The organism is Virgibacillus sp. SK37 (assembly GCF_000725285.1).
Lineage (GTDB): Bacteria > Bacillota > Bacilli > Bacillales > Amphibacillaceae > Virgibacillus_Q.
On the sequence record NZ_CP007161.1, the window covers coordinates 3,080,927 to 3,099,393 of the forward strand.

The window sequence follows — 18,467 nt, forward strand, 5'->3', positions numbered from 1 at the left end:
AACGATAGCAGCAGCTTCTTCTCTTTTCTTTTATTTTAGTTTTTGTTTATGTTTAATTAATGGGCTCACTTTGTGGTTCATCTTGTGGTTCACAATTACTCTTCTTCCCAACTTTATGCTTTGCAGGTCAGAATATAATTGAACCATACGGTAGACCGCAGATTGGTTACTATCTCCGAAAGTTACTTGGATAAACCCGTTGTATATCAGTTCCTCTCGACCTCGCTTGAATGCCCTTTGCGACAACCCTGCCTTGACTTGGAGCTTGGAAGAAGACACAACAAAAGACTCTCGCCACAACAGTTTTTCATGAATATTGGTCAAAGTAATCCAAAGTGACCGTGCTTGTATGGAAATGGGCTCCAAATCAATCCTTTCATGAAATTCATTCAGTTGTTTAATATAATCCATCCTTCTACCTCCTAAAGAAATGCTTTTATATCTAATATCGTAGGAAAATGGAGAATGGGGGCATAAATAATGGTTATTTCTTAAAGGAGTAGAAACAATGATCATGACGAGTGATAAGGTGTAAAAATGTGCCTGATAGAGGCAGAAAAGAGTGCCTAAAAGTGTTCTAAAAGTGGGCCATACCTAAACAGAAACAGAAACAGAGAGTAGACGTAGACATTGGGGCTGGAATAAATTCTGTAAAGTGAACAAAGGATTTCAAACTGTACTTGCCCCCTTTGTTTATGTTTGAGACGATTATAGTGGTGAGGTGTTAAAAGAAGAACCACGTCAGAACCTGATCTTAAACGATTGCTTACATAAGATTTAACGATAGAAAAAAATTCTAGTATGGGATGTTATGGATGGAGGAAATTATATAGTGTCTTCTCGTGTTGCACAGTTTTACCGGAGAGAAAGTCCACTGTTTCTTGTGTCTCTATTAGTGCTGCTCTTGTGCTATTGAATTTAGTTTCAAGACGTTCAAAACGTTCATCCATTCGTTCCTCAAGTTCAGTAATTTTCCCTGTTATTTCCCCTGAATATTGTTTTAAGGCATGATGAATCTCATTTAATTCATGTTTTTGCACGTTATTCACCTCCTATTAAAACCATTATATGCAATTCTATTTTATTATTAAAGAAATAGTATTTTCTAGAATTCGGCAAGTATCAGGCCCCCTCAAGCACACCCATATTCTACACATGTTACAATAAACACGAGCAACAAGTCAGGAGGATACCACATGAAAAAAATTGCACTATATTTATTTGCCGCCCTCTTTATCCTTGCTGGAATTGGACATTTTTTACTAGACTCCTTCTTCATAGCTGCTATGCCAGAATGGGTTCCCTTTCGCACAGCCATTGTCTATTTATCAGGTGTTGTGGAGATCGTACTAGCAATCACTCTATTAAACCCGTCCACGAGAAAAACAGCCGGGATTTTCATTACCATATTTCTAGTACTCGTGTTTCCAGTTAACATCTATATGGCATTCACACCAGAAAAATTCAGCGTTCCGGCATATGCCCTATGGCTGCGCTTACCCTTACAATTTGTGTTGATTTGGTGGGTGTTGAAGGTTAGGGATGTGGAATAAAGAATAGTGTAAATAGCAGGGTTAAATGACCAGAATTTCTATTTCACAAGTCTATTTATTATTTTAGCATTTAATTTAGCATTTATAAATTCCTTTCTAGCTATCCTGTTTCTCAATTCAATATGGCAAAGATTTCATGATGTCATTAACATTATAAGCACTCGATTTAATAATACTAATTCCTGTGGTCTTGCACAAAAAAGCAGATTGACATCGCTCCCCCAAAAAGTTCTACTCCATTAAAACGACACATATATTTAATTGGACCGTCGTAGTTCAATTTGACTAAAAGGAGCGTAATCTGTGTCAGGGCATAGTAAACTTTTGATCATTTTTATTGGAATTGCTTTACTTGGGTATGCTACTTGGCTAGTGCAGCGTTCCTCAACAGAATCTCCGGAAAACAATGCCGAGTACCAGCATATAAATTCCGATTTAACCGGGGAAGAGAGTGAAGAAATGAAAGAAGGTTTCCAACATAATCAGGAACAGAATAAAAAAGTCTATGAACCTAGGGTATTTCGGAAATATGATAGAAATGAATTTCAAGCAGGCATGAATCTATTAGTATATGGCCATCCTAATCTTTCCTATGCTCAACGTGTATTAAAGCATCTACGTACATTAGGGATAAATAGTGTTGCTATTACATTTCCTCTCTATCAGGACGATTGGCAGGCGAATGAGGTTACAACGAACCCTGTGGAAACACCTTCGCTCCACGAATTAACAAGTCTTATCAAATATGCTCATGCAGAACAATTAAGTGTCATGCTTCGTCCTATATTAGATGAAAAAAGTATCATGTCATCAGGACACTGGAGAGGACAAATCAAACCGACAAACCCGGATAAATGGTTTCTCAGTTACCAATCAGTAATGAAAACCTATGCTGAATTAGCTGAAAGTCAGTATGTCGATGTTCTAAATATTGGTACAGAGCTTAACTCAATGCAGCATCGCTATAGCGAGGAGTGGGTAAATCTTATTGGCGAATTGCGCAACGAGTATAAAGGAGAGTTGATTTATTCTTTTAACTGGGATACGATTCAACATATCTCTTCCATTGAATTCGTTCCACTATTAGATCATATTGGAATCGACGCTTACTTCCCTTTAAATGCACCGGATAAGGCAGGTATCAAGGATTTAGAACAGGCATGGAAACAATGGAAAGATATATGGGAAAGTCTACCTGTTCAACAGTCGATTATTATCACAGAGGCTGGAATGATTCCAGTTGAAGGAGCACACCGCCAACCATATGCCTGGAGTATACCGAATGGAAAATTAAATTGGCAAGCCCAATCCAATTACTATGAAGCCACATTTAATGAATTACAACCCCTTTCCCAAGGAATATACTGGTGGGCTGTAACACTAGAAGAGGACTTTAACGGTGTCGATTATTCTCCCCTACACTCCCCAACAGAACGAGTGATTAAGCGGCAGCTTCTCAAAAGCATTTCTAATGATTAACTTAATAATATATACATGATAACTCTTTTGGCTTCGGCTAAAAGAGTTTTTTCGTTTGTTATTTTTATTCGAAAACTCACTACTCCACATAACTCTATATTAACCCGACTAAGCAAGATTAAAGTCCTGGTAAATATGTATCATTTTTTATCCAATATCCCCATAGAATGAGAGTACAAGTTATTAATAAAAGTTCATAAGGAGGTGTGATCGTGGGCCAAAAAAAACGCAAGATGAGTTTTTACTTTTGCTTTATTGCATTGCTGATAACCATGCCCTTAAGTATAACAAGTGTCCAAGCAAAAGATAGCATGCAGGAAAATAACCCTAAAATTATCGTCATCTACTCATCAGTTAATGAGGAAATAGATGAACACCAACGAATGCTAGATATGTTACTTGGTCATTTCTCTACAAACATCACGTTTAAACCAGCTTCACAAGTTAAGGAGATGGATTTCAGTCAAGCGGATTATGTATTCTATTATGGGCAACAAAGAGAAATACTTCCCGAATCCTTCATCAAGATGATTTCATCCTATAAAGGTACGTTTGTTTCCATCGGTTATAATGCCTATCAATTTGGAGAACGATTCGACAACATCGAGTGGATTTCCAATACTGCCGAAATTGAACGGATAACCCAAATGAACAATCCAACTAAAGAACAACCCTTCGATCCTACATCCATTCTATATATTAATATTACGGAGGATGAACAGACCGAAATCCTTTTAACCGGGCATATGAAAAAGAAAGAGTACCCCTTATTCTTAAGAAAACAAAACACCTACTATTTGGCTGCTACTACAATACAGCACCCACTTTCTATATTTGTTGCCAATGCCCTTTACGAAGTTTTCGGGGAACCTCCAGCTATGAATGTGGACACTCACCCTGGCTATATCAGGCTTGAAGACGTTCATCCAATGGTCAATCCGAACCATCTCATGGGTATTGCCAAAATACTGGCAGAAAAAAATATTCCTTATATGATAGCTGTCATCCCTGTCTATACAAACCCGATAACGAAAGAGCAACATCACTTCTCGGATTCACCTGAACTAATTAAAACATTAAAATTCATGCAGAAAAATGGCGGTAGTATTGTCCTGCATGGTTATACACATCAATTTAGGTTAAGTGAAACTGGAGAAGGCTTTGAATTTTGGGATACCGAAAATAATATGCCAATTTACCATAATCAAGATGAAGAAGTAATAATAAAAACCGAAGATGATTTTAATACTGTATCAGATTATGAGCAATATCTTCACGAACAAAAGACACACGAAAAAAGTTATATTGAAGAACGATTAACAAAGGGAATTGAGGAATTAGCAAACTACGGATTATATCCACTAGCCTTTGAAGCTCCTCATTACACAATGTCACAACAAGGGTATCAAATAACGTCCAAGTACTTTTCCACCTATGTCGGCCAACTGCAGCTCAGCGACCAGGATTGGAAAGTAATGGCTGCGGCTCCTTATATAACAACACCAAGCTTCCTTCATGGTATGCAGCTCCTACCCGAAACAATCGGCTATGTCGACCCGGAAGACCCATTGGCTTTAGACAAGATGATACAAAATGCAAAAGAGCACCAAATTGTCAGAAATGGCATGGTGGCAGGATTTTTTCACCCGTATTTAGGTGTAGAGGTATTTCAGGAATTTATTGAGGAAATGGAGAAACTTCCAAATATTAATTGGATCGACTTAAAAGAAATGAATCATAATGTCCAGACCGAGCATGTAGATATTCAGGCGAAAGAAGGCAATATTACGGTCAACATGAAGCGCATGGGACTATTTATGTCTTCATGGGACTACTTAAGCTATCATCTGAAGGCTATCCTTTTAAAAATGCTTTGGGGCTTCGCTGTCATTGGAGGTTTAGCCGTGTTGGCATTTGTTTATCTTACACTCATTAACCGTAAGCGTTATGTAAAAAGGGGGGATTAAATTGATTGAGTTTTTCCTGTATAGTTCATTGTTTACTATTTGGCTTATGTTATTTTATCACCTGTTCCTCATGCTGGGCGGTTATTTATTTTCAATAAAACATCAGCAAGTAAATCGTTCATTACCAAAAGATGACACTTCTTTACCTATCGTCAGCATTCTCATACCAGCACATAATGAAGAAATGGTTATTAAAGAGACAATCAAATCGATGGTACGTCTTCAATACCCAAAAGACAAATTAGAAGTGATTATTATTAATGATAACTCAATGGATGCAACAGGTACGATCACAGATGAATATGCAAGTAAATATGAATTCATTAACGTAATTCATAATAAACCTCCATTTGCGGGAAGAGGCAAATCCGGTGCTTTGAATGTAGGATTGAGACAATCTTCCGGAGAGATTATTGTTGTTTATGATGCAGATAACACGCCAGAGCCGGATGCGGTAAGGAATCTGGTTCTCGAGTTACAAAAGGATCAAAAAGCTGCTGCAGTAGTTGGTAAGTTCAGGGTAATTAATCATAACAAAAATCTACTTACCAGATTTATTAATATCGAAACAATTACTTTTCAATGGTTAGCCCAAGCAGGTAGATGGTTTTGGTTTAAAATTACATCGATACCCGGGACCAATTTCGCAATTCGAAGATCTGTGCTAGAGGAATTAGGTGGCTGGGATGTAAAAGCATTATCAGAGGACACAGAGTTAAGTATACGCGTATATAATTTGGGGCATTACATACGCTTTATCCCGACAGCAGTGACATGGGAGCAGGAACCTGAAACCTTTAGAGTATGGTGGAAACAACGAACAAGATGGGCATGCGGAAATATCTATGTTATCCAAAAGTACTTATTACGGTTTCATAAATTAAAAAGAAAACGAATAGTAATCGATCTCATCTACTTTCTATTAACCTATTTTCTATTTTTGGGTGGTATACTCATATCTCACATTCTATTTGTGCTGCGTTTATTTTTTGATTTCAACTTATCAATTGGGCTTGTCTCCTATGTATTGTTAATTTTAGGATTTCTATTGTTCGTTACAGAAGTTCTTTTAGCCTTAAGCATGGAAAAAGGCCAACTTCATAGAAGAAATCTCCTCCATGTAGTACTAATGTATTTTGTCTATTCACAGCTTTGGCTAGGTCTCATGCTATATTCTTTATGTAAAGAGATGAAACGAACCCTCTTTAAACAAGAGGTCACATGGTACAAAACACAACGGTTCAAAGGAAAATTAGATTAAAAAAGATCTCCGCTTTGAAATAGAGATAGATTTAATAAGAAGATGGATTGCCTTGTAGAAATAAAAACTCTACGAGGCTTTTCTTATGGAGCTATAGATTGGAATGAAAATAACCCATGGTGGGTTGCTGCCTGCCTTTTAAGTATATTAAAATCTAAATTTAATATAAAAGATTCAGGACAAAGGATGTATTTTATTTTAGAATTATCAGTATTTAATACGGATAGCCTATATACTTCAGGATACGAAATAGATAGGATAGAGATATATTGACTACGATAAACGTGGAGGTGAAGCAGTTATTTGAAAGCGCTTTAACCAACATGAATGACAAGATAGCATAATAAACCTCAAACAATGTTAAATCTAGCAATGTTTCAACAAGAGATTAACACAATTCAGGTCAAGTAAAGTCAGCATAGTAAGAACTACAATGAAATAAAACACAAAAAATAATCATACCAGGAGGCAAAATAGAATGAGAAAAAAGTTGATAACAGTAGCATTAACAGGAACGATGATACTTGGTACTACGCTTATATCATCACCTCCCATTCATGCAGTTGGAAATGGACCAAACTATGGTGGCAATGAATCTGTGCAGACATCTATTTATACATCCCATGCTGAAATGGGTAAATTTTTAAAGGAACAGGAAATGAAACAGGATAATATGGAGCTTGAAGTAATCGGGCAATCGGTAAAAGGTCGTGATTTATATCTTGTTAAATATATAACAAACCCAGACAATCCTACCATTCTCTATTTGACCCAGCAACATGGGAATGAGGCATTGAACACAGAGGGAGCCCTTACATTCATCAAGGAAATGGGAACTGGAAAAATGAAAAAGCTGGCAGACGGTGTGAATATTCTTATTGTACCAAGATTAAATCCGGATGGAGCTGCAGGCGATGTAAATTTTTCACTTGATGATTATGTTGCTGATGGCGACCACCATCTGACTCGCTACAATGCCAACGGTGTCGACCTTAACAGGGATCACATTAACCGGGAACAGCCCGAAACAAAAGCGTTGCATGAAAATGTGCTTGGTAAATATGATATTGACTATATGATTGATCTCCATCACCAGGGCGCACATAGTGAACAGAACGGTGAGCTTGTTTCCGGTTCTATTCTGCATCCGACCACAGAAAATGTGGATCCAGATGTCTTACAAAAGTCCAAGCAATTGGGCGCAGTTGTCTATGATGCAATTGAACCAAAGGGCTGGGGACACCTTGGTAAATATGCCGGTGGTTCAGCGGAAACTATCAGCCGAAACGGGCTTGCCGTCGAATATGGTATTTCCACCTTATTATTTGAGGTTCGCGGCATGGCAGATCACTCCTACGAATCTTATGTACTTGGACAAAAAGGGAATGGTTACCTAATCAAACAAGCCGTTACTACTATGGAGTCCACAGCAAAAGCAATCGCGAACGGCTCTATTAATGAAAAAGACGTTTCTTTCTGGGATACATTAGAAGTACAAAACACACGCCCAACGGAATAATGAATTGGATACAAACACCCCAGCAGGAATTCCTGCTGGGGTGTTTTAATGAGGCGGGTTAGAGGCGGATTTCCCACCCTTCACATCAATACTCCATCCTCATCGCCTTCCCTCTGATCCCACTCCCGACAACTGAGTTCACAATCCGTTCCAATAGCTCCTGCTTTGTGTATCTCTGATTAACATAAACGCCTAAGTATTTGGCAAAAGCAACGATGTCTTTTTTTAACCGAAGGGCATCCTGGGTCAGCAAGAGCTCCTTTGCTTCTTCCAGTGTGCTACTGTTGCGTAGCGCGTCTTCCATTGGTTTCCACTGATCCCCACCAGTTATCCTGTTACTTTCATCTCCCCCCGAATCAGTAATACCAAAATGTGATGCTATTTTTTGATAGATCACTTTTTTGGTATCCCTTGTTTTAATTGGTAAGTTGTACTCACCGCAAAATTGCAACAAATCCTTTTTCGTATATCCTTCTAAGATCTTTTCTACATCCGTCGTTTGCCTTGCTTCCCGCTCTATTCTTTCTATCTCCCTCAGGTACCTTTTTTCCTTTACCTTATAGTGAATTTCAGCATTTCCTTCTATTAATTCTTGAAATTGCTCCATAGTTAACCCTTCTAAAAAGTTCAGCGCGATTCGAAGTACCTTTTCTGTATCTCGTTTACTCATGCTTTTGTCCGCCGTAATTCGCATGAAAAGTAATCAGTTCATCTACAATTTGCTTGATTTCATTTCGTATATTTTCCTGTAATGTGGTCTGACCCTTTGTTAGTATGACAGGTATACCAGTTTCTGGAGCTGGGGCAAATAAGGTTTTATTTTCACGCATATAACTCTGAAAACAAGTATGATCTCTTTTTACTTGGTTCATATATTCGCGCTGTGTAGCAATTGGTTCCCCACTATAGAAGGAGATCATCGTGAATACGACACCGAGCTCTTGTGGGTCAATCTTCTCGATCGAATGGTCTGCTTCCTCACAAAAACGGTTATATTTCTTTTTCAATGTATGAACATGACGTATTAGTGTATCAATTCCCAATGTTGATAAGTAATCTGCCTTTGCCGGCACCACATATCCATCACTGGCGACAAGGGCATTTTGTGTGACCAAATTGAAATTCGGCGGACAATCGATCAGGACCATATCGTACCCATCTTTTATTTCATCCAGTTTCATACGTAATCTTGATAACACCCTCAAATAATTGCTACGAATTGTGCGATCTGTGTTCCCTCCCAGTCTGCTTGAAAGCTCCATATCGACATGAATTAATTCAAGATGTGAACATATCAAATCAATCCTGCCTCGATTATTATCTAATCGCTGGTTAACAACATACGGTGTAACAATCAAATCTCCAAGCGAAACCTCTCCATCTCTATCCAAAAAGTCATCATACCAATGCTTGATTGTTCGCTCCTGCCGATCAAGTGCCAACCATTCCTCAAATCGCATAAACGATAAAGTCAAATTCGTCTGTGGGTCCAGATCAATGAGCAACACATGCTTCCCTCTATTTGCCAACTCTGCCGCAATATTAGCTGAGAGCGTGGTTTTACCAACACCACCCTTATAATTCATAACCGAAATTACCCCAATAATCTTCTCCCCCTTCATGTTCACCAGTTAAATATATATGCGAGGTGACATGACAACTTTCATTGTTGGAGGGAGAAATTCGGGATTATATTTGCGTTTGTTTGGGGGGAGTGGTTAGGGACAAAATGTTTGGTGTAATTATTGAAGAAGTGTAAGAACACTGCTTGAAAATCAATATGGACTAAACAATAATTATGTAAAATTGCTCAAATTAATACTAACTGTACTAGTTATATCTACTAGATAAATATAATGCTCCCTGTAAACTTTATAAAACTATCATTGATATGTGATAAAGGTAAGAAGGTACGCACCCTTTGTTACATCATTCCTATTTAGTATAAGAGCAGAAGTACCTAGACTTAAATAAGTGGCTTTAACGCTCTACATTACGTACTAGATCCAAAGCAACATCTGTTTATCCCAAAACCCAATAATAGAAATCACTTATAAGCATTATTAAATTATCAAATAACCAATCATCAAATATACGAATCATTTCCCATCTTCCAACGTACACTTTCCTAATAAAAAAATTTCTAGGGAGGTTTAAAAATGGCAATAAGTCTACTTGATCTATCGTTAATTATCTTTTACTTTATTATTGTTCTATGGATTGGCTACTTTACAATGAAAAAGATTTCCAGCTTTAATGACTATTCTGTTGCAGGAAGAACAATGCCCTTTGCATTAATCTTTGCAACTATTGGAGCCACTCTTGCTGGTGGTGGAGCCACTGTGGGCCGGGTTTCTTTTGTCTATGAAACAGGGATCGTCGTATTTCTAGCCTTGTTAGGTGTCGTAATAAGTCAGGTATTAATCGGCTTTTTTGTTGCGCCCCGCATCCGTGAGATGGAAGACGTCCATACCATTGGAGACATCATGTATTTTTATTTCGGCCGTTCCGGACAACTGATCTCCAGTATCTTCTCTCTTATATTTATGATTGGTATTTTCGGTGTACAAGCTCTCGCATTAGGTCGTATTCTAGAGCCTATTATAGGTTTACCTTTCCTTACCTTAACAATTATAGGGGCTGCTGTTACCATCGCTTACACGTGGGCAGGTGGAATGCTCGCTGTTGTTTATACAGATGCCGTTCAATTTATTCTATTGGTCGGTGGAATCGCAACTGCTACCGCCATCGGGGTTACTAAAATGGGCGGCATGACGCCTATCATCGAACAAGTTTCTTCAATCAATCCAGAGCATCTAGTCTTCTTTGGTGGCCCCTGGACAATAGGTATTTTCATATCCACGTTCCTTAGCTTTCTTCTTGGTGAAGCTCTTGCTCCTCATTATATACAAAGATACGCAGCTTCCAAGTCTTCCAGTATTACTAAATGGAGTACTGTTTCCTTTGCTACTATGTATATTTTCCTCACTATCGTCATTATGGTAATTGGTCTGATCGGATTTATCATCTTCCCAACCATGGAAGGAGATATGGTGTTTGTTAATTTTGTAATGGAATACCTTCCTATCGGTGTTATAGGACTTGTTTTCGGGGCCTTAATCGCGGCTGTTATGTCTACCGGCAGCTCTATTTTAAATACAGCCGCTGTCATTTTTACGAAGGACATTTACAAAGTTCTCATTAATAAAGATGCAGATGATAAACGTATGTTGAAATGGACACAATATACCACACTTTTGGTAGGGTTCGGTGGAGTAATTGTTTCTTTATTTATACCTAATGTGATGAACTTAATGCTTTACTTATTCCAGCTTTGGGCACCCTCCATACTTCCACCAATGGCAATTGCCCTACTTTGGGGGAAGGCAATGGAAAGGAAAGTATCGCCTGCTGCAGGTGCGCCTGCCATTTTGTCAGGTGTATTTATGACCATCCTTTGGCTGAATATTCTTAACGAACCATTTGGTTTTCCTGCAATTGTAATTGGTATTGTTACTAATCTTATCGTCTTCTGGATTGTCCATCATATGACATCAAATAAATTACTAAAGCCAAATATGTAACCATGCAATTTTATTAAAGGAGGACTAAAAATGAGCTTTTGGGATATTTTAGTGTATTTCTCTATAGCAGTTTGTTATTTTTCAGCATTAACAGTAATCATCGGGTGGATAAAACACGCCAGAAATAAATAGGTGGCACATCTATTTATAAAAACTATCATTTGGAGGCAATTTAAATGAAGAAAAAAGTGATCGTGATCGGTGGTGGAATAATTGGCCTTTCATCCGCCTATTATCTCTCAAAAAACGGATATGATGTTACCATTTTGGAAAAGGGAAATTTTGCAGAAGCTTGCTCAAGAGGGAATCAAGGCTGGGTCTGTCCAGCCTTACACACTCCTGTACCTGAACCAGGGTTAGTAGGGTCTTCAATTAAATGGCTGATGAAAAAGGATAGTCCTTTATATATTAAGCCTTCTGCGGCACCTAAGTTGTCCGGGTGGTTGGGTCAGTTTATGACACATTGTAATGAAGGAGATTTCAAGGCAGGCAAGGATGCATTACATCATCTTAGCAGCAAAACATTTGAATTCTATGATGCTTTGAAAGCAGACGGCCTAGAATTTGAGATGCATCAAAAAGGAATGCTATTTATCTTCTTAAATGAAAAAGAGTTAGAGCAAACGAAAGCAAAGTTTGTAGAGAGCTCGAAGGTATATGGCCATGAGACGCCTACCATTCTATCAGGAGATGAAGTACGGCAATTAGAGCCTAATATTTCCGGTAACGTGATAGGAGGTCTATTACTCGAAAAACAACGTCATTTATGCCCTGAAACACTTGCTAATTCTTTTATCAATAAGCTTTGGGACATGGGAGTTAAACTACTGTGTAACAAAGAAGTAACCGAAATGGAAAAAGTGGGGAGTACCGTGGTAGCAGTAAAATGTAACGAAGAAAGATTTGAAGCAGATACATTTCTAATAGCAACTGGTTCATGGTCAGGGCAATTGGCAAAGCTCATTGATTATAATCTCCCCATTCAAGCTGGTAAAGGGTACAGTATTACGATAGAAAATCCAAAAGTTAGATTTTCACATCCTATGTATTTAGGTGACACAAAAGCAGGTATCAGTCCCTTTCAGGAGTATACCAGAATAGGTGGCACCATGGAGTTATCTGGAATTAATTTAACTATAGACAAAAAACGGATTCAAGGTATCAGAAATTCTGTATCCAAGTACCTAACAGACGAAGTGCAGGGAGTAAACGAGGTCGAGTGGACTGGTATGAGACCAATGGTTCCTGATGGACTTCCTGTACTCGGGTTGGTACCTAACGTTGAAAACACTTTTGTGGCAACTGGTCATGGGATGGTCGGTGTTTCCATGGCTCCAGTAACTGGTAAAGTTATGTCAGATTTAATTTGTAACGGTCGGTCCGATTTCAATCTAGAACCTTTTGCACCCGGGCGGTTTAGTAGATAAAGATGGGAGGTTTTCCATATGAAAAATCACTATGACGTAATTATTATTGGTGCTGGCTCCATGGGTATGGCTGCCGGATATTATTTAGGAAGAAATGGGATTAATACTTTATTAATTGATGCGTTTGATCCACCTCACAATAAAGGGAGCCATCATGGAGACACCCGACTCATTCGCCATGCTTCAGCTGAAGGGAGACAATATGTACCATTAGCATTGAGGGCTCAAGAGCTATGGTATGAACTGCAAGAGGAAATAGGGAAGACTCTATTTCTTCCTACAGGTACCCTGTTAGTAGGAGATCAAAATGCAACTTTTATAAATGAAACTATTAAGCGGGCGAAGGAATTTTCCTTACCTTTAGAAAAATTATCAGCTCACGAAATTCAAAAAAGATGGCCAAGTTTCTCTATAGCAAGTGAGCTTACTGGTTACTACGAATCCTCTTCCGGTGTATTGTTTAACCAGGAATGTATTGAAGCATATAAGCAGTTAAGCAAGCATTATCCAGTTACATTAAAAACAAACACAATTGTTCAGTCAATTAATTCTATAGATAGTTCCGCAACGGTAAAAACAAATAAAGGCACATATCATGCAAAAAAAGTTATTGTATCAGCTGGAGCATGGACGGGGAAAATACTCCATTCATTGGGGTTACCTCTTCAAACTGTCCGAAAAACATTTGGTTGGTTTAGAACCATTGACACTTCCTTCCAACCACCTATGCTACCATGCTTCTACTTTAATGTGGCTAATGAAAAATATTATGGATTTCCAGACGTAGATGGAAAGGGAGTAAAAGTTGGAAGGAATGATTCTGAAAGGGATGTTGACCCAGGTCAAATGACACAGGATTTCGGGAAGTATTCGAGTGATGAAAATGATTTAAAAAACTTTGCAGGAAAATTCATTCCAAGAGCAGCCAATAAATTCAGTTATGGAAAAACTTGTATGATAACTAAAACGCCTAATAAAGATTTTATCATCGACTTCCATCCTGAATCGGAGAATATAATCATTGCAGGTGGCTTTTCCGGACATGGATTTAAATATAGTAGTGTCATTGGTGAGATATTAAGCCAACTTGCTATTAACAAGAGTACAACACATGACATCTCCAAGTTTTCCATTCCCGGCAAGTCCAAGGTGAATTCTGGAAAGATTAAGAATCAGTACTTGTGGTGAAGGCAACCATTAGTGACAAAGTTATACAAAACTTTATTGTTCACAAAATAGCCACTAAAAAGAAGCTCACTTGGTTGAATATCTTATGAGCTTCTTTCTCCCTTTTTTCTCTTCCAGAAGATTTTGTGCTTTTGACATCTACAAAAATCGGGGCAGGAGGGCCGCCCCCATGTTCCTTCTCGTCCCCTCCTACAACGCCTCCCCTCTAGCCTCTATCCCTACCGAACGTTTTTGCCTGCTATTTTTAATCCACACAAACAGAATGGCCAAAATCAGTACAAATCCTAGGTAACCCGTTATCGGATAAACGGAACCTACCAATTGAATGAATCCGATAAAGCTTACACCAAAGGACACCAGACAGATGATGATCATACTGACCTTGAACTTGGGTGTTTCCGGTTGGAAGAATCTCGCGGTAAACGCATAAAGCATGCCTACTGCCGTGTTGTATATCATACCGAGTAAAGCCACCGTCATAAGTATTCCTATCACTGGTGACAAGTCTGTTGCCAACAGTAATGTGGGCATAGCTGCACCTTGGATTTTGTCGGCATTCATGAATATTGCCCCATTGATCAGAAATAGCAACAGACCTAGCCCCAGCCCGCCAAGCATACCGCCAAAACCGGCCACTTTCCTGTCCTTTACCGTACCACCGATAATCGCCAGCATCGAAATCCCTGCGGCAATGTTATAGGATACATACAAGAAACCACCCAACAGCCAATTCGGTGCCGCAGAAGGCTGGTCATTCGCAGCAGCGCCTAGTTTACTCATATCCGTGTCATTTGCGATCAGAGCATACAAGGTAATGGCAAATATAAGAACAAGGAGCAATGGTGTAACCATACTGATAATGGAGATGACTTTCTTTACATTCAACAGGAGAGTCAGAATCACCAATACTGTCAAAATGAAGGCCCCAACCACGGAGGGAATGCCGAACTGTTGTTGAAAAATGGATCCACTCCCTGCAAGCATCACTGTAGCAACACCAAAGAGGAAGAAAGTAACTAAAATATCAATTCCAAAACCAATATATTTTCCACAAATGTGATAAATGACATCCTTATGTGACACTGTCTGCAGATCGGAGCCGATTTGCATAATTTGCATGCCTAGAAAAGCAAATAATAGTGTGGCAATACCGCTCCCAATCAACCCTTTCCAGCCAAAACTGGTGGAAAACTGCATCACTTCCTGACCTGATGCAAATCCTGCACCGACTAGCAGTCCAATGTAAGCACCGGCAATCTTCAAACTCGTCTTCATTATATAGCCTCCACCTTACTGAATTTTTAGTTAATTGTAGCTGAAAGAAAATCGCCATTTAAATTGGCGAGATTCTTCCATATATATTCAAGTTTTACCACTTAAAAATCAAAAACATATTCTTCTACTTTAAATTGGTTCAAGATAGCATCATCGATCTCGTAACCAATGCCTGGCTTTTCCGGAACATAAATCAATCCATTTTCTACCGTAACTTCCGGTTTGATAATATCTTTTTCCCAATACCTTGACGATCCAGCCGTATCCCCAGGCAGATTGAAGCCTCCCAATGTGGTGAGAGCGATATTATGTGCACGACCTACTCCTGCTTCCAGCATGCCGCCACACCAAACATCAATACCGTGGTCACGGCAGTAGTCATGAATGCGCTTGGCTTCTGACAATCCACCTACACGACCAATTTTGATATTGATTATTTCACAGCTCCCAAGCTCGACGGCTTTTCTTGTGTCTTCCAATGAATGAATGCTTTCATCCAGACAAATTGGTGTCTGCATTTCCTTTTGCAGTGTAGCATGATCGATAATATCGTCATGGGCCAACGGTTGTTCAATCATCATCAAATCAAGCTCATCGAGTTTTTTTAAACTTTCCAAGTCTGCCAGCGTATAGGCGGAATTGGCGTCTGCCATTATTGGCGTGTCGGGGAACTTTTCCCGAACCTGACGAAGGACGTCTACATCCCAACCAGGCTTGATTTTTATTTTAATGCGTTTGTATCCTTGGGCAACAAAGTCACCGACTGTATCTATTAACTTCTCTACAGATGGTTGAATTCCAATACTGATACCAACATCAATTTCCTTTTTCTCTCCCCCAAGTGCTGTAGCAAGTGTCATATCGTTCTGCTTCGCATATAAATCCCAGACTGCTCCTTCTAAAGCCGACTTCGCCATGTTGTTTCGCTTGATTGGCTGAAAGAGTGCTGACACGTCATCAGGGTGAACGATTGGTTCCTCTTGCAAAATCGGAATGAGAAAGTCGCGCATCATATGTAAGTTCGTTTCTACTGTCTCCTCACTGTACCATGGATTGGTAAAAGCAACCGATTCGCCAAATCCACGGTTTCCCCTGTCATCAATTGCTTCTGTAATGAAAAACTCCTTATCCTGCATTGTGCCAAAGCTAGTTGTAAACGGATGCTTCATCTTCATTTTTAATTTATGTAATTTAATTTGTTTGATTGGAATCAAAATACATCGTCCCTTCTACTCTTTAGTAAATACGTAGTAACTGTATGCTTCTTCTTTCGTGCGAAGTAGATCTCTTGCTTGAAATCCGTGATCGAAAAGTTTCTTAAATACCTTCCCTGTTTCCAGACGCCAGCTTTTGGCAAGGGTAAAATTCGTTTGCTTCATCGTCTGAAAATCGGCTGGAATTGCCACAAAATAAGTAGTACCATCGGCAACGTGCCCTGTTTCCAAGTGCTTTTTAATCATCGGTTCACCATGGCTGCCACCATCAAGCAACACAAGCTCTACATCCAAGGACACTGTCGGTTTTTTCTTCTTTTCATCCAGTTCCCACTGAATCTGAAACCTATCTGTCGGTAGGCCACGATTCAATTCATCATCCATATCACCATAATGATTCGGGTGATAAATTGCACCTACTGCACCTAGCTTATGCAGGTTCACATAGGCATTTCTACTCTCCAACGGATCGTATGTCCATGTGATCATATCATAACCAAGCGTGCGCGCAATTTCCGCCTGCTTAAATTTCAGTGCCTCTCCAAGTCCGTTCATGCGATAACCGGGCAGCATCCCCATCATATGGGAGCATAGATAGGACGCTTTTCCATCAAAACCAGCAAAGCTATACAAGAATCCTACCATCCGATTTTCCTCGAAGGCACCCAGAACAACACCTCCATGATGCAATGCGGTAAACGTCTGGTGAACAGGAATGGGATCCATCTGCCATACGGCAGCTTCCACCTTTTGCATCTCGTACAGTTCTGACATTGTCGTTAGTTGCCGAATCTCTAACGCTGTCATTCAATCCCCTCCTGACTGTACTTCTCAACTGTTTTGATCAGCGCATTCGTCAGGATAGCAACAGCCTCTGGGATCACTTCATGATGAAACGCCATTTGCGGGTGATGCAGTCCTGGCTTCAACCCACATCCAATTGCAAGCATCGTCGCCTTTAGCTGTGGCCGCTTGATCGTGTAAAAATGAAAGTCATCCCCACCTGTTGTAGTGATCGCCGGCCTCGTATTTTCCCTGCCAACATGCTCGGTAATAGCTTCCTGTAAAATTTCTGTCGCCCTTTCATCAGGCACAGCCGCCGCCACATGTGCTTTTGTTTCTAACTTAACAGGAACATCGTGATATTCCTCAAGCATCCTGGCAATTTTTTCGATTTTATCCGTCAGTAAATTCATAACGTCATTCGTTTGTGCACGCACATCGATGGAAAACGTCGCCTTACCTGGAATGATATTGGCATTCTTACCGCCAGCCTTAAAAGCGGTCATCTTCACAGAATAAGGAACCCTCGGGTCTGCATGGATATTATTCAAATGCTGGAAAAATTCCATGCCAAGCTGAATGGCATTTTCATTTAAATGCGGCCTTGCTCCATGTGCATCTTCCCCAAGAACAGTACCTTCAATAAACTTTGCCGCTCCATGGCGGATTGCCGGAGCAAATTGGCCTGATGCCAATTCTTCCGTTGGTCTCAAATGCATACCATACAAAAAGTCGACATCATCAACCACACCATGTTCCACCATTTTTAATGCTCCCGTACCTTTTTCCTCTGCTGGTTGGAAAATAAAACGATATGTTCCACTCTCGGGGAGCTCCTTTTCCATAAGCGTAAGGAATAACCCAAGCACAATGGTCATATGTGCATCATGACCGCAAGAGTGATTGGCCTGCATGGTCCCATCCACTTCCTGCCAAAGCGCATCCATATCTGCACGAATCGCCACCACTGGCTTTCCACTGCCGATTTCCACCACGACGGCCGCACAATCATCAAAAGTTTGTATGTTGCAATCATAAGGAGACACGATAGACTGTATGTAATCCCTAGTATCATGCTCCTCCCAGCTTATTTCCGGATGCTCATGTAAATGGTTAAATATATCTTTTAATTGTTCTTCCAATGATTTTGTATTGCTACTCATGCTGCACCTCTCCTTACTTACAATTATTCAACTCCGCGGACGCATTCGCTAATC

At 39.6% G+C, this 18,467-nt stretch carries 16 protein-coding genes; 8 read left to right on the forward strand and 8 right to left on the reverse strand.

All coding sequences use genetic code 11. The features are described 5' to 3' along the window. Nucleotides 1-30: 30 nt before the first annotated feature. Nucleotides 31-411 (reverse strand): hypothetical protein, encoded by a 381-nt coding sequence (locus tag X953_RS15380; RefSeq protein ID WP_040956369.1) that lies wholly within the window; start codon nt 409-411, stop codon nt 31-33. A gap of 398 nt (nt 412-809) precedes the next feature. Then, a complete protein-coding gene (locus X953_RS15385) occupies nt 810-1,040 on the reverse strand; it encodes a hypothetical protein (RefSeq protein ID WP_052350159.1) in 231 nt (76 codons plus the stop codon). 156 nt (nt 1,041-1,196) lie between these two features. Between X953_RS15385 and X953_RS15390 the strand changes: the two genes are divergently transcribed. The 5 genes from X953_RS15390 (at nt 1,197) to X953_RS15410 (ending at nt 7,779) form a co-directional block, all read left to right on the forward strand. Further along, nucleotides 1,197-1,553: a hypothetical protein gene (locus tag X953_RS15390; protein WP_040956370.1), complete on the forward strand. Its 357-nt coding sequence runs from the start codon at nt 1,197-1,199 to the stop codon at nt 1,551-1,553. A gap of 303 nt (nt 1,554-1,856) precedes the next feature. Then, nucleotides 1,857-3,032 (forward strand): hypothetical protein, encoded by a 1,176-nt coding sequence (locus X953_RS15395; RefSeq protein WP_040956371.1) that lies wholly within the window; start codon nt 1,857-1,859, stop codon nt 3,030-3,032. 212 nt (nt 3,033-3,244) lie between these two features. Then, nucleotides 3,245-4,999 (forward strand): DUF2334 domain-containing protein, encoded by a 1,755-nt coding sequence (locus tag X953_RS15400; protein ID WP_040956372.1) that lies wholly within the window; start codon nt 3,245-3,247, stop codon nt 4,997-4,999. A 1-nt stretch (nt 5,000) separates the two neighbouring features. After that, entirely contained in the window at nt 5,001-6,260 is a 1,260-nt protein-coding gene (locus tag X953_RS15405; RefSeq protein ID WP_040956373.1) for a glycosyltransferase family 2 protein, read from the forward strand. A gap of 478 nt (nt 6,261-6,738) precedes the next feature. Continuing rightward, the gene (locus X953_RS15410) at nt 6,739-7,779 is read left to right on the forward strand and encodes a M14 family zinc carboxypeptidase (protein ID WP_040956374.1); all 1,041 of its coding nucleotides are present in this window, start codon (nt 6,739-6,741) and stop codon (nt 7,777-7,779) included. An 85-nt stretch (nt 7,780-7,864) separates the two neighbouring features. Here X953_RS15410 and X953_RS15415 read toward each other — a convergent pair whose 3' ends face one another. After that, nucleotides 7,865-8,449 (reverse strand): hypothetical protein, encoded by a 585-nt coding sequence (locus tag X953_RS15415; protein ID WP_040956375.1) that lies wholly within the window; start codon nt 8,447-8,449, stop codon nt 7,865-7,867. Beyond that, nucleotides 8,442-9,401 carry a ParA family protein gene (locus tag X953_RS15420; protein WP_052350160.1) on the reverse strand — a complete coding sequence of 320 codons (960 nt, stop codon included), beginning with the start codon at nt 9,399-9,401 and terminating at the stop codon, nt 8,442-8,444. Before X953_RS15420 ends, X953_RS15415 begins: the two co-directional genes overlap by 8 nt. A gap of 537 nt (nt 9,402-9,938) precedes the next feature. Between X953_RS15420 and X953_RS15425 the strand changes: the two genes are divergently transcribed. The 3 genes from X953_RS15425 (at nt 9,939) to solA (ending at nt 13,978) form a co-directional block, all read left to right on the forward strand. Continuing rightward, a complete protein-coding gene (locus tag X953_RS15425; RefSeq protein WP_052350161.1) occupies nt 9,939-11,363 on the forward strand; it encodes a sodium:solute symporter in 1,425 nt (474 codons plus the stop codon). A 176-nt stretch (nt 11,364-11,539) separates the two neighbouring features. After that, entirely contained in the window at nt 11,540-12,790 is a 1,251-nt protein-coding gene (locus tag X953_RS15430; protein ID WP_040956376.1) for an FAD-binding oxidoreductase, read from the forward strand. 18 nt (nt 12,791-12,808) lie between these two features. Further along, a complete protein-coding gene (gene solA / locus X953_RS15435; protein ID WP_040956377.1) occupies nt 12,809-13,978 on the forward strand; it encodes an N-methyl-L-tryptophan oxidase in 1,170 nt (389 codons plus the stop codon). Between the two features lie 189 nt (nt 13,979-14,167). On the opposite strand, the gene X953_RS15440 is transcribed toward solA, so the two are convergent. From X953_RS15440 to X953_RS15455, 4 genes are all read right to left on the reverse strand, one after another. Next, nucleotides 14,168-15,253: a membrane protein gene (locus X953_RS15440; RefSeq protein ID WP_040956378.1), complete on the reverse strand. Its 1,086-nt coding sequence runs from the start codon at nt 15,251-15,253 to the stop codon at nt 14,168-14,170. 101 nt (nt 15,254-15,354) lie between these two features. After that, a complete protein-coding gene (gene menC, locus X953_RS15445) occupies nt 15,355-16,464 on the reverse strand; it encodes an o-succinylbenzoate synthase (RefSeq protein ID WP_040957170.1) in 1,110 nt (369 codons plus the stop codon). Nucleotides 16,465-16,482: 18 nt separating this feature from the next. Next, nucleotides 16,483-17,274, reverse strand: coding sequence for a GNAT family N-acetyltransferase (locus X953_RS15450; RefSeq protein ID WP_040956379.1), 792 nt, complete (start codon nt 17,272-17,274; stop codon nt 16,483-16,485). Further along, complete coding sequence (locus X953_RS15455) at nt 17,271-18,413, reverse strand: M20 peptidase aminoacylase family protein (protein ID WP_040956380.1); 1,143 nt, start codon at nt 18,411-18,413, stop codon at nt 17,271-17,273. Before X953_RS15455 ends, X953_RS15450 begins: the two co-directional genes overlap by 4 nt. Nucleotides 18,414-18,467 lie beyond the last annotated feature (54 nt).

Excerpts from the sequence above, each read along its gene's own strand:
- X953_RS15415 (WP_040956375.1), bottom strand. The coding sequence starts at position 8,449 with ATGAGTAAACGAGATACAGAAAAGGTACTTCGAATCGCGCTGAACTTT.
- X953_RS15420 (WP_052350160.1), bottom strand. The coding sequence starts at position 9,401 with ATGAAGGGGGAGAAGATTATTGGGGTAATTTCGGTTATGAATTATAAG.
- X953_RS15425 (WP_052350161.1), top strand. The coding sequence starts at position 9,939 with ATGGCAATAAGTCTACTTGATCTATCGTTAATTATCTTTTACTTTATT.
- X953_RS15410 (WP_040956374.1), top strand. The coding sequence starts at position 6,739 with ATGAGAAAAAAGTTGATAACAGTAGCATTAACAGGAACGATGATACTT.
- X953_RS15430 (WP_040956376.1), top strand. The coding sequence starts at position 11,540 with ATGAAGAAAAAAGTGATCGTGATCGGTGGTGGAATAATTGGCCTTTCA.
- X953_RS15450 (WP_040956379.1), bottom strand. The coding sequence starts at position 17,274 with ATGACAGCGTTAGAGATTCGGCAACTAACGACAATGTCAGAACTGTAC.
- X953_RS15440 (WP_040956378.1), bottom strand. The coding sequence starts at position 15,253 with ATGAAGACGAGTTTGAAGATTGCCGGTGCTTACATTGGACTGCTAGTC.
- X953_RS15380 (WP_040956369.1), bottom strand. The coding sequence starts at position 411 with ATGGATTATATTAAACAACTGAATGAATTTCATGAAAGGATTGATTTG.
- X953_RS15455 (WP_040956380.1), bottom strand. The coding sequence starts at position 18,413 with ATGAGTAGCAATACAAAATCATTGGAAGAACAATTAAAAGATATATTT.
- solA (WP_040956377.1), top strand. The coding sequence starts at position 12,809 with ATGAAAAATCACTATGACGTAATTATTATTGGTGCTGGCTCCATGGGT.
- X953_RS15390 (WP_040956370.1), top strand. The coding sequence starts at position 1,197 with ATGAAAAAAATTGCACTATATTTATTTGCCGCCCTCTTTATCCTTGCT.